This window comes from Rheinheimera sp. 1928-s (genome assembly GCF_029269265.1).
Lineage (GTDB): Bacteria > Pseudomonadota > Gammaproteobacteria > Enterobacterales > Alteromonadaceae > Pararheinheimera.
The window spans coordinates 564,039-575,520 of sequence record NZ_JARIXP010000001.1 but is presented as its reverse complement, the minus strand read 5'-3'; the positions used below and the strand labels follow the sequence as shown (position 1 = coordinate 575,520).

Sequence of the window (11,482 nt, the reverse complement as noted above, 5' to 3'; positions counted from 1 at the left end):
GCCTTTTTGAAAACAATACGCCGCCGACCTCCTACCCCGCAGGGTTGGTGGTAATAATAATGGTGAGTGTATTGCGGATTTGTGTCTTTTTCATACTGTCTATATGCTCAAAGTTTTAGACGTCTGTCAATCTAAATGTTTAGATTATTCTAAAATGCGCTGAGGCTTAATTTGCCTTCAGCAGAAACTCTGTTTCGCCTTCACTAAAAGAAACCACTCTGTTGCGACCTTCTCTTTTGGCGTTATAAAGCGCTATATCAGCCTGACCTATCAATACTTCGTGCGCTCTGTCTCCCTCAGCATCCAGTTGCGCCACACCAATACTGACTGATGTAGCTATAGACTGCTCATGGAATGTGACAGCTGTACTATTGACCGCCAGACAAATACGTTCAGCTACTTCGATAGCACCAGCCAAAGCAGTATTGGTCAGCACTACGCCAAATTCTTCTCCACCATAACGACCAAACCAGTCCGTATCACGCAATAAAGCTCTTACCCGCGCCGTTAACTCAATCAACACAGAATCTCCACCTAAATGGCCATACTGATCATTAAGCTGCTTAAATTTATCCAAATCAAACAATAACAGCGACAAAGGCTGCTGGTAGCGCTGTGAGCGTTGCACTTCCAGTTTCAGTTGCTCTTCCCAATAACGTCGGTTTAACGCCTGAGTTAAACCATCAATGCGGTTACTGAGTTCCAGTTTTTCTAAGGTAGTTTGTAAATGTTGCTGGTAGACAAAAGCATCTGTGGCATCTTCAATCAGTAAACATACGTAACGTCGGCCAGCCGGATCCTTCAGCGGTAACATAGTGCAATTTTGCGCCATATACTGGCTGGAACTGGTGACGGGCCTCAGGTGCGGCAGCTTAATAATATATTGGCGTTGCTCCCAACTGCTGAACGACGGGCTTTGTAATTCCAGTACTGAGGCAAACTTACGTCTGAGCCAGGCTTCAGGTACATCGGTGAATACCTGAAATAAGCTTTTTCCTTTTACCTCAGACAGCTGCACTGAACTATGGCGCTGTAAAAAGCTATTCAGGTACACCAGCTGTAAGTGTTCATCGACCACCAGCACGCCACTATTCAGTTGCTCTAATACAGGGCCGGTTAACCAGTCTTCAGACATCAATACTCTTCCAAAATCCGATCCAGAATGTGCTGTATATTTGACACAGCTTCTCCTGGAATTAACAACAACATATCGCAATTAAAAGAATGATCGATTAACTGATAACTGATGTCTACTTTTAATGCCAGTTCCCAGTGGAAAGCGGTTTCCTGCAAAGCCTGGCTCACATTCGTTTGCCGTGACGATAAAACCCGCGGCGCACTGTAGGACAGTGCGTTATCAATTTGATCGGCCAGCCCATTTAAAAAGGTGGTGGTTAAAATTGAACTGATGTCCGTCAGCATTTCAAGCTCAGAAGCACTGTCCGTGTCATATCCCAACAAAGCAGCAATTCGATGTGCGTTATCTAACTGGTATAAAACTATCGCCTCGCCTCGTAAGCCGTCATTGCCTAAAAAGCCCTGACTAACTAAAGCCGCTTCTGTATTGCTGTAACGAGCTTCAAATTGAGCCGGAATTTGCGCCGAGCTTACCAACTCAATGGCCGGCACCTGTAAATGCACAAAGGTATTTAAAAAACGGGCAAGTTTGTCGCTGGCCAGGCCCATAGCGACATTGATCAGCTCCTGCAAACAATCCCTTTGTTCTTCAGAGAATACTGTACTCATATCAATCCATATTGTTTCAAAATCACGACAAGCTTTTCCGGATTGACGGGTTTGTGGACAAAAGCCAAAGCCCCCAGTTCTGTCACTCGTTTTTGCATTTCAGGCTGAATATCAGCCGAAATCACAATGACAAAACAATCCAGACCTTCCTGTTTAATGGCTTCCAGCACACCTATACCATCCAGCTCAGGCATCGTCAGGTCTAAAAATACTAAGCCAATCTCCTGGCTGCGCAGAATAGCTAACGCTTCCACACCATTGCCAGCAGTCAGAATATCGGCATCAAAAGACTCAGGTAAAGATTTACGCACTTGTTTTCGTGCCAGTAAAGAGTCGTCACAAATTAATACGGGTAACGCCATTAACACAGCCTCTTTATTATGGTTTTATTTGTTTTCACGTCGAAGCGCACAGTTCAATTATTGGACATCGATACCATACTGAATGCCACTGCAATTGAACACCATTAAATGCGTCTTTTGCCCTAATCTAACAATTTGCAGCAGTGTGTTGCCAAAGCAGCTCTTGTTGCCTAGTCTCTAAGTTATTTATTACATATAGTATTTTCATTTAAACAGATCTTCTATAAGTTAGTGTTTCAATGGTATTCATCATTAAGCCGAACCAAACAAGGTTGTTTCATGCAGCAGAAAAGTTTATCGCGTAAGCTGCTGACTAAAGTTTTGTCAGTGTATTTTATCCTGACCTTTATTGTGACTTTAGGCCAGATTGTTGCGGAGTACTTCAACACCAAAGATCATATCAATGGTGAATTGGCGACATTACAACAGACCTTTTCCGGCAGTCTGACCCGGGCTATTTGGGAGCTAAACACCCAACAAGCATTGATTATCGCTGATGGCTTGCTGGCCATTCCTGCTATTGAAGGCATTATAGTAAGGGATGATAGTGGCGCTGTTATTACACAACTGGGTCGTTATATCGATATCAGTGAACGTTACAGCAATCAGTTGGTGCAGGAAGGTATTCGGTTAACAGAACAAAACTCGGGGTTATTCGGTTATACCTTTCCGCTTATCTTTGAATTCTCCGGCCGCGCGACTCAAGTGGGCGATGTCACGCTGTTCTCCAGCCGCGCTGTGGTGCTTGACCGGATTAAAATTGGTATTTATTTCCTGGTCGGTAACGCAGTATTAAAAACCACCTTTTTAATTATTTTGTTTTTATTGGCTTTCCGCAGTCAGTTGACCTTGCCTCTGAGCGAACTGACCCAACAAATTGAAGATTTGGAGCTGGATCATCTGGAAGGCACCAAAGTTGAAGTGCGCCACGACGAAGCCAATGAACTCAGTGTAATGGCGGATGCCTTTAACCGCCTGATCGCTCGTGTACAGGATTATAAAGTTCAGTTGGAAAGTACGCAGAAACAGCTGCTGCATTCGAATGAAAAACTCGATCAGCATAACTTGCTGCTGGAGCAGGAGGTTGCACGTAAAACCTCAGGCTTAAGTCAGGCCATGATGGATTTACAGCAGCAAAAACAAGAGCTGGAAGTTAAACAACAAGCCTTACGGGAAGAAATAGAGCGCCGCCGCCATAGTGAAGAAGCCTTGCGTGGTAAACAAAGCGAGCTGGAAAAAACTGTGGATGATTTAAAGCAGGCTCAGGATCGCTTAGTGCAGTCGGAAAAAATGGCGGCTTTAGGTGGTTTTGTCGCTGGTATTACCCATGAAGTGAATACTCCGGTAGGCATTGGCGTTACAGCCACCAGTTTTCTGGCAGAAAAATTGGCTGCGTTGGATTTGGCCTATAAAGACAAAACCTTGTCACCCAAAGTGCTGGAGCATTTTATTGAAGAAGCCAAACAAAGTACCTCTTTGCTGCAGTCCAACCTGACCCGCGCCTCTGAGCTGATCGCCAGCTTTAAACAAATAGCGGTCGATCAGACCAGTGATGCCATTCGTACCATTAATCTGGCCGAATACCTGCACGAAGTCATTCGTTCCTTGCAGCCAAACTTTAAAAAAACCCGCCATCATATTGATGTGAACTGCCCCGAGAGCCTGATGCTCAGCTGCCCTGCCGGTGCTATTTCACAGATTTTTACTAACCTTTTAATGAACTCTTTAATTCACGGTTTTGAAGAGCTGGAAGAAGGTTATATCCGTATTACTGTACTGGATGAAGGGCAAATGGTCGATATTACCTACTCCGACAATGGTCGGGGCTTGACCCAGGAGCAGCTGGAAAAACTGTTCCATCCGTTTTTCACCACAAAACGAGATCAGGGCGGTAGCGGTTTAGGTACTCATATTACCTATAATCTGGTCCGTCAGACGCTGGGCGGTTCAATTCAGGTTAGCAGCGAACCTGGTCATGGCCTGAGTTACCATATTCGTTTCCCGAAAAATTTAAAACGTAATTCCTGACGCTGATCCATCATTAAAGAGCCCGGTCTAAAGCACCGGGCTTTATTATTTTCAGCGGAAAAAGTCAAAATCCTGCAGTTGAACTCTGTATACTAAGCCGCAATTCTTCAAGCTAGAGTAGTCAAATTATGTGGTTTAAAAATTTACGTTTGTATCAAGTCACCGAAAACCTAAACACCGACCAGGATCAATTAGAGCAGGCCTTAGCTGCATTCAAATTTACCCCTTGCACCTCACAGGAAGCCATTAAAATGGGCTTCACCAGCCCTTTGCATCCAAGCCTGAAGCAATATTGCCACCAGACCAATGACGTGATGTTATTTGCGGTGAAACGTCAGGAAAAAGTACTGCCAGGTTCAGTGGTCAATGAAGAGCTGGCACCAAAAATTGATGCAATGGAGCAGGAAAAAGGCCGTCCTTTAAGCCGCAAAGAAAAGCAGGCGTTAAAAGAAGAACTGATCCAAACTCTGTTACCCCGTGCTTTCAGCAAATCCAGCGTGACTACCGCTTTGTATGACAAACAGCAAGGCTGGTTACTGGTCGATACCAGCAGCGCCAGCAGAGCTGAGGAACTACTGGCTTTATTACGTAAAGCTTTTGGTTCCTTACCTGCGATGCCACTTTTGGATAATCATCAGCTCAATCAGCAACTGCATTTCTGGTTGCAAGGCAAAGAATTACCGGAAGGTTTTCAGTTAGGTGCCGAAGCTGAATTAAAAGCACCGGATGAAGAAGGCGCTAAAGTACGCTTTATCAACCACTTGTTGAGTGCAGATGAAGTACAAAGTCATTTACAGGATAAACTGGTGACTAAGCTGGCCTTAGAACAAGACGAAAAGGTCACCTTTTTGATCTGTGAAGATGGCAGTATTAAACGTCTGAAATTCCACGACTTGCTGTCGGGTTCCAACGAAGAAATGGGGTGGGATGATGTGATTGGTCGCTTAGACGCAGATTTATTGCTGATGACAGACGCACTGCGCCACGCTTTGCTGCCACTGAAAGCCAATATCGCCGCTCAGTAAAGGTCTCGCTGAGAAGCCCTGCATTGCTGCGGGGCTTCATTTGCCGCCACTTAGTTAGCTAAATAATGCTTTTACTTCCTGAGAAATCAGACGAATTTCTGCGATATCCATAAAATTAGCATCCGGTACTATATTGCGCTCAATATAAGGTTGAAATGCCTGCAAACGGGCAGTTCCTTCCAATGGGCTCTGCACCAGAGCGCCAAGCCGGATAAAGTCTATATAACTGACCTCACCAGCCTGATAGGACGAATTGTTCCAGTTCAATACTATTTGCACATAAGTATCTGAAAAGTCCCAGGCCCGCATAATGCTGGACCCTATCTGACCAGATAAAGTGCTGATGGCATTTTCTAAAAATTGCGGATCGCCAAACACGGTTTGATAACGTTCAGCCTCAGTCAGAATAGGCAAAGCGCCAATCAAGTGCATCAAACCAGCCAGTGTCATCACGTCCAGATTTAAATTGCAGTGTTTGTTCTCTGCCAGATACAGCTTTAAGCAAGCCAGGGCTATGCTGGTGACATTCACGCTATCGCGCCAGACCTGTGACATCCTTTCTTTGATTTGTTCATGCTGAGAGACAAAAAGTTGCTCCATCGCCATAGCCGTAGCGATATTTTTTACCTGACTTAAACCTATACGAGTGATCGCCTGATTCAGCGAATTTACTTTAATAGAGCGCCCCATAAAGGCACTGTTGGCCACTTTGATCATACGGGCAGCTAAAGCAGGATCCTGTGCTATGACATCCGTCATCATTTGCAGGTTGCTGTCTGGATCGTCTGCAGTTCTTCTGACCCGAATAGCCATTTCAGGTAAAGTTGGCAGCACCAGCATATCTGTGCGGATCTTCTCAACCAATATGGTCAATAAGGCATTTTCAGCCGACATAACAAGGTTCCTTACAACAATAAATTTCAGACAATCAAGGCTTGATGCTCACTCAGATACACCACAAACAACGCGCTAATTCTACTAGTTTAGGCCGGAACCGTCATGAGGGTGAGGTTAATAACGCCAGCTTTTGTTTTAACTGTTGCAAGGCGGTTTCACTATAAGCTCTGGCCGGCACTTTACCCCAAACCGGAGCTGGCCATGCACTGTCATTTTCATAACGCACTATATGATGCAGATGTAACTGCGGTACCATATTGCCAAGCGCCGCCACATTCAGTTTTTTGGCTTGAAACTCCACTTTCAGAAATGTCGACAAATGCATACTTTCATGCCACAGCTGTTGTCTTTCAGTTGCTGATAAATCAATAATTTCAACCATGTCCAAACGCCTTGGGATCAAAACAAACCAAGGGTAATTGGCATCGTTCTGCACTCGTAACTGGCACAAAGGCCAATCGGCTAACCAGATACTATCGCGTTCCAGCTCTGACGCCAGCTTAAACTCATGATGACTCACTACTCACCTCCTGTTCTGTCTCTTGATCTGCTGACACCAAAGCCGCAAATTCAGCCATAAGCTGGTTCACCTGCTCGAAATTGGCACTTTGCGCTGCCAGTTCAAGTTTTGACATCAATTCAGTTAACTTCGGATAGCCCATACTGCCGGCACTGCCTTTGACACTATGAGCTTCGTATTGCATACGACTCCAGTTGGCTGAAGACAACCAAAGCTGAAAGTCGCTCAGCATGGCCGGCAGCGCCAGCTTAAAGTCTTTTTTCAGCTGAATAATGACAGGATCAGATGCCAGTTGTGCCTCTAGCTGTTCATCCAGCATGGTGCCTGCCTGACAAAACTTTTGTATCACAGCTAAGAACTCTTTTTGCACTATAGGTTTAGATAAAACGGCCTGGCAGCCAGCTTTGAGATAACGGCTTTGATCTTCACTCATCACGTTGGCAGTCAGAGCCACTATAGGTAAGTCCATGCCGGCATGGCGTATCAAGGCTGTGGCTTCTTCCCCACCCATTTCCGGCATCTGCATATCCATCAAGACCAGATCAAAACTTTCAAGCAGCACCCGCTCAACGGCTTTATGGCCATTTTCCACAATTACAGCCTGAATACCCAACTTCTGCAACAACACCTGAATAAGTAGCTGATTGTCAGGATTGTCTTCGGCCACCAGCAATTTGAGCTTGTGGTAGTCTGTCGGCGCTTCGACTTCCGGGGTTTCCGCAGCAGTGCGCTGATAACTGTGCACCAGACTAATATGTTGATGCTCACAAGCCATCACAATCTCAAAACAACTGCCAATACCTTTGACACTCTCTACCTGAATGTCGCCTTTCATCTGCTCCATCAGTTTTTTTGAAATACAAAGGCCAAGCCCTGAACCACCAAAATTACGGGTGACAGCGGCATCGGCTTGCACAAAAGGCTGAAACAACTTACTTAATTCTTGATCGGTAATGCCAATGCCTGTGTCTTTAATTTTGATCCGCAGCACTTCTTCCGGGGTTTGGTAGGAAATACTAATCACCACCTTGCCCTTTTGAGTAAACTTCACTGCATTAGAACTCAGGTTCAGCAGTACCTGGCGGAATCTTAAGGTGTCGGTGTAGATAAACTGAGGCAAGGGATAGCTTAATTCCAGCAGACATTGCAGACCTTTTTGTTCGGCCTGTTGTTTAGTCAGCTGATAAATATCATCCACTATGGCTAACAGATTGACCTGCTCGGTCAGCAACTCTAACTTGTCGGCTTCGATTTTAGACAAGTCGAGAATATCGTTAATCAATGCCAGCAAATGATCACCGCTACGCAGCACCCGACTCAGGTAATCCAGTTGGCGGTGAGGATCATTTTCATGAATGGCCTGCTCACTAAAACCAATAATAGCGGTCAAAGGTGTGCGAATTTCATGGCTCATATTGGCCAAAAATACGCTTTTTAATCGGTTGGCTTGTTCTGCCACTTCGCGAGCCAGGATCAATTGCTGATTAGCATCTTCCAGTTGCTGATTCGCATTGGCTAAATCCTGAGTTCTGGCCGCGACTTTGTCTTCTAACTGCAGCTGATAAGCCCGCTCACGTTCACGGTACACTCGCAGCTGTCGCACCATCACATTAAACGCAGCAAACATATCACCTAATTCGTCCTGCTTTTTGACGGTCAGTACTGTAGATAAATCCCCTCGCCCTACCGCAGTTTTAGCAGCAGTGAGTTCTCGTATTGGCGTCAACACAAAACGGGCCAGCACCCTGTAAATCAATACCGGCAAACCTATACAAAACAGCACACAAAACAAAGCAATTAATGAAGGCTTATACTCCATACTTCTGGCTAACAATGCAGGTTGGATCCCCATCACTAGCTGATAAGGTCCGGCCAGAGACACTCCAGTCACCAGCATAGACTGGCCAAGTAACAAGGTTGGCACAAACTGATGTTGGTCAACACTGGCCTGAATTTCAGTGAAATGAACCGGAGAAAATGCACTGCCCATCAGTAAAGTATTTTCGGAGAAAGCTATTGTAGCGGCCTGACTCACAACCAGAGGAGCCCTAAACTCACCAGCTAACTCAGTGATAGCAGTCCGGAAAAGTTCAGGCTTTATCACCAGAACCACGTATCCCCACAAACGTTTGATATCACCGGGCGACTGCCCCGATAAGTAGAGCTTTTGAGCAACATACAAATTAACCTGACTGGAGCCTTGCTCACTGGACAGAAAAAAGCCATTGTCATCCAGCATAGACTGCAAGGCAGAAAAATACTGCTTCCTGAACCTGCTGGTCTCTACTGTCTTTTTCTGTAAAGGGATGGTCAACTGATAGTCGCCATTTAAGCGAATAAACTTAACAGAGCTAATTTCCGGATCGGTTCTGAGGTAACGCTCAAACTCATGCACCAACTCTGAAGCTGGCTGCAGTTCGCCTGAGATAAAACGTGCAACAAGATGCTGAGCAGATAAAATCTGTAAGCTTTGCTGATAGGAGGATAACTTCAGCCTTATATCCTGTTGCCTTTGCACCAGCTCATTTTTAATCTGTAGAAAAAGCTGCTGCTCGTAATAGCGAGCACTGAAGTGATAAGACAAATAACCCAGAATTAATGAAGGCAAGACCAGGATCGGCAGCATGTAGACTACTAAAGTTTCACGTAACCTCATGAAGATCCTGGTTTATGCCCTAAAAGCGCTCAATGATGTGGCAAAGCATAACCAGAGCGCTAACGAACTACAAGACTAAGCTTTAAATAGCGTACGGATCCAACGCTCTTCAGTAATAAAGTTCCAGCTCCAGTTTTTCCATTGTGCTGATAACCCTTGTGCCACTATTTGATCTTCGGTTTTTCCTTCAGCTTTTAACGCATTCACTTCAGCCAGCGTCTGTTCCATCATGGCTAAAAAGCGCTGTAAGCCAGCCTTATCCATCAAATCACCATGGCCTGGTATCAGCTTGGTTTTGTCATCAATCTGACTGAGCAACAGTTTGACGTTGCTAATATAGCCCGCAACTGAACCACCGCTATTCAGATCAATAAAAGGAAAACGGTCAGCAAAAAACAAATCGCCCAAATGCAACACATTGGCCTCTTTAAACCAGACGACCAAATCACCATCGGTGTGACTAACAGGCATAGTTACCAGCTCTAAATTCACGCCATTGAGGCTTAATTGTTTTTCACCGATAAAAGTCTCTGTAGGCAAACCTGCCACCGGGAATTTGCTGTCCGCTTTTAACCGGGTTAATACATTGGTATGTGCAATAATCTCAGCACCAGAAGCTAAAGCCGCATTGCCATTGACATGATCACCATGAAAATGGGTATTGATAAGAGTCTTGATCTGCACCCCGGCTTGTTTGCTTTCAAGCTCAGCCTTGATTTGAGCTGCCATATGCTCGTACTGTGAATCCACCACCAGCGCACCTTGTGGCCCTACAACAGCAGCAATATTACCGCCAGCCCCTTTAATCATATATATATGCGGTGCTAATTCAGTGCTTGTGACCTGTACTTTATCCTGAGCAGTGACAGCAGCGGATAACATCAATGCCAGTAAAACCGTTACTTTTTTCATACCCTTCCTTATGCAAAGAAAAATTTCGCAGCAAAAACTGCGGTTAACACCCAGACGCTCAAGGTCGTTTTCGATAAACGTCCTGTGACCAAACACAGAACCGCATAGGTAATAAAGCCCATGCCTATACCATCGGCAATAGAAAACGTCAGCGGCATCATTATCAGGATTACGACCACTGGCACAGATTCGATCAGATCATTCCACTCTACATGCTGCAAACTGCTCAGCATTAGAGTGGCAACATAAAGTAGTGCCCCTGCCGTGGCATAAGCTGGCACCATAGCCGCCAGCGGAGATAACCAAAGTGCAGCTAAAAAGGCCAGCCCAACCACTATTGCAGTTAACCCAGTACGCCCTCCTGCACTGACACCCGCGGTGCTTTCCACATAACTGGTGGTAGTGGAGGTACCCAATAAAGAGCCTGCTATAGTGGCAGAACTATCGGCCAATAAAGCATCTTTTAAACGGGGGATATCACCGTTGGGTTTCATTAAACCCGCTCTTTGACTGACCGCCACCAAAGTGCCTGAGGTGTCAAATAGGTCTAAAAACAACAAACTTAAAATGACCGGAATCATGGCCAATTGCAGCACCGAGGCGAAATCCAGCTGCAAAAAAGTAGGAGCTAAAGAAGGGGGTATAGCCACTATGCCATTAAATTCTGTATCGCCCCGCCACCAACCTATAGCAGTGATCACTAAAATACTGATAAACACAGCAGCATGTTGCTTACGATGCGCCAGTGCAAAAATCAGGAAAAAACCTGCGATGGCCAGCAGCACTTTAGGGTCATGTAAGTCCCCCAGAGTCACCAAAGTGGCAGGACTAGCCACTATAATAGTGGCCGTTTTTAATGCAATCAGCGCCAGAAACATACCTATACCAGCAGCTATACCCATCTTTAACGCAAAAGGGATACTTTGAATAATCCACTCGCGAATTCTAAAAATGCTTAGCAATAAAAACAAAACACCTGAACAAAATACTGCAGCTAAAGCCGTCTGCCAGCTATGACCTTGTTCCAGCACTATCACATAAGTAAAAAAAGCATTCAGCCCCATACCCGGAGCCAAAGCCACAGGCAGATTCGCCAGCATGCCCATAGCAATAGAACCAAAAGCTGCAGCCAGACAAGTGGCAACAAAAACAGCGCCGTGATCCATGCCGGTTTGCGCCAGCATACTGGGGTTCACAAACAGGATATAACTCATCGCCATAAAAGTGGTTAAACCTGCGATCAGCTCTTGTTTGATACTGGTCTGGCGCGCCGTCAGCTCAAAATAACGATCTATAAAATTCATAAAGAATTATCCATTTGTGAAAAGCCAATCTG

The 11,482-nt window shown here is 45.3% G+C and carries 10 protein-coding genes; 2 read left to right on the top strand and 8 right to left on the bottom strand.

Annotation, left to right across the window (positions count from 1 at the left end; genetic code table 11):
• Positions 1 to 166: 166 nt before the first annotated feature.
• The 3 genes from P3C17_RS02615 to P3C17_RS02605 are packed head-to-tail and all read right to left on the bottom strand — an operon-like array spanning position 167 to position 2,108.
• On the bottom strand, positions 167 to 1,135 hold the full coding sequence (locus P3C17_RS02615) for a sensor domain-containing diguanylate cyclase (RefSeq protein ID WP_300927967.1): 969 nt from the start codon (positions 1,133 to 1,135) through the stop codon (positions 167 to 169).
• Positions 1,135 to 1,746, bottom strand: a complete 612-nt coding sequence (locus P3C17_RS02610) for a chemotaxis protein (protein ID WP_300927966.1) — start codon at positions 1,744 to 1,746, stop codon at positions 1,135 to 1,137. The genes P3C17_RS02615 and P3C17_RS02610 overlap by 1 nt, the downstream gene beginning before the upstream one ends.
• Positions 1,743 to 2,108: a response regulator gene (locus P3C17_RS02605; RefSeq protein ID WP_233078608.1), complete on the bottom strand. Its 366-nt coding sequence runs from the start codon at positions 2,106 to 2,108 to the stop codon at positions 1,743 to 1,745. The genes P3C17_RS02610 and P3C17_RS02605 overlap by 4 nt, the downstream gene beginning before the upstream one ends.
• Before the next feature lie 279 nt (positions 2,109 to 2,387).
• Here P3C17_RS02605 and P3C17_RS02600 point away from each other — a divergent pair, with 279 nt between their 5' ends.
• Positions 2,388 to 4,136, top strand: a complete 1,749-nt coding sequence (locus tag P3C17_RS02600) for an ATP-binding protein (protein WP_233078607.1) — start codon at positions 2,388 to 2,390, stop codon at positions 4,134 to 4,136.
• Between the two features lie 128 nt (positions 4,137 to 4,264).
• Positions 4,265 to 5,161, top strand: coding sequence for a recombination-associated protein RdgC (gene rdgC, locus P3C17_RS02595; RefSeq protein WP_300927965.1), 897 nt, complete (start codon positions 4,265 to 4,267; stop codon positions 5,159 to 5,161).
• A 54-nt stretch (positions 5,162 to 5,215) separates the two neighbouring features.
• Here rdgC and P3C17_RS02590 read toward each other — a convergent pair whose 3' ends face one another.
• The 5 genes from P3C17_RS02590 to P3C17_RS02570 all read right to left on the bottom strand — a co-directional run bounded on the left by P3C17_RS02590 (position 5,216) and on the right by P3C17_RS02570 (position 11,450).
• The gene (locus P3C17_RS02590; protein WP_300927964.1) at positions 5,216 to 6,055 is read right to left on the bottom strand and encodes an HDOD domain-containing protein; all 840 of its coding nucleotides are present in this window, start codon (positions 6,053 to 6,055) and stop codon (positions 5,216 to 5,218) included.
• A gap of 103 nt (positions 6,056 to 6,158) precedes the next feature.
• Positions 6,159 to 6,578: an HIT domain-containing protein gene (locus P3C17_RS02585; RefSeq protein WP_300927963.1), complete on the bottom strand. Its 420-nt coding sequence runs from the start codon at positions 6,576 to 6,578 to the stop codon at positions 6,159 to 6,161.
• A complete protein-coding gene (locus P3C17_RS02580) occupies positions 6,565 to 9,234 on the bottom strand; it encodes an ATP-binding protein (RefSeq protein ID WP_300927962.1) in 2,670 nt (889 codons plus the stop codon). The genes P3C17_RS02585 and P3C17_RS02580 overlap by 14 nt, the downstream gene beginning before the upstream one ends.
• Positions 9,235 to 9,309: 75 nt before the next feature.
• A complete protein-coding gene (locus P3C17_RS02575) occupies positions 9,310 to 10,146 on the bottom strand; it encodes an MBL fold metallo-hydrolase (protein ID WP_300927961.1) in 837 nt (278 codons plus the stop codon).
• 8 nt (positions 10,147 to 10,154) lie between these two features.
• Complete coding sequence (locus P3C17_RS02570) at positions 10,155 to 11,450, bottom strand: NCS2 family permease (RefSeq protein WP_300927960.1); 1,296 nt, start codon at positions 11,448 to 11,450, stop codon at positions 10,155 to 10,157.
• Between the last annotated feature and the right edge of the window lie 32 nt (positions 11,451 to 11,482).

Excerpts from the sequence above, each read along its gene's own strand:
- P3C17_RS02570 (WP_300927960.1), bottom strand. The coding sequence starts at position 11,450 with ATGAATTTTATAGATCGTTATTTTGAGCTGACGGCGCGCCAGACCAGT.
- P3C17_RS02605 (WP_233078608.1), bottom strand. The coding sequence starts at position 2,108 with ATGGCGTTACCCGTATTAATTTGTGACGACTCTTTACTGGCACGAAAA.
- P3C17_RS02580 (WP_300927962.1), bottom strand. The coding sequence starts at position 9,234 with ATGAGGTTACGTGAAACTTTAGTAGTCTACATGCTGCCGATCCTGGTC.
- P3C17_RS02590 (WP_300927964.1), bottom strand. The coding sequence starts at position 6,055 with ATGTCGGCTGAAAATGCCTTATTGACCATATTGGTTGAGAAGATCCGC.
- P3C17_RS02610 (WP_300927966.1), bottom strand. The coding sequence starts at position 1,746 with ATGAGTACAGTATTCTCTGAAGAACAAAGGGATTGTTTGCAGGAGCTG.
- P3C17_RS02600 (WP_233078607.1), top strand. The coding sequence starts at position 2,388 with ATGCAGCAGAAAAGTTTATCGCGTAAGCTGCTGACTAAAGTTTTGTCA.
- P3C17_RS02615 (WP_300927967.1), bottom strand. The coding sequence starts at position 1,135 with ATGTCTGAAGACTGGTTAACCGGCCCTGTATTAGAGCAACTGAATAGT.
- P3C17_RS02575 (WP_300927961.1), bottom strand. The coding sequence starts at position 10,146 with ATGAAAAAAGTAACGGTTTTACTGGCATTGATGTTATCCGCTGCTGTC.
- rdgC (WP_300927965.1), top strand. The coding sequence starts at position 4,265 with ATGTGGTTTAAAAATTTACGTTTGTATCAAGTCACCGAAAACCTAAAC.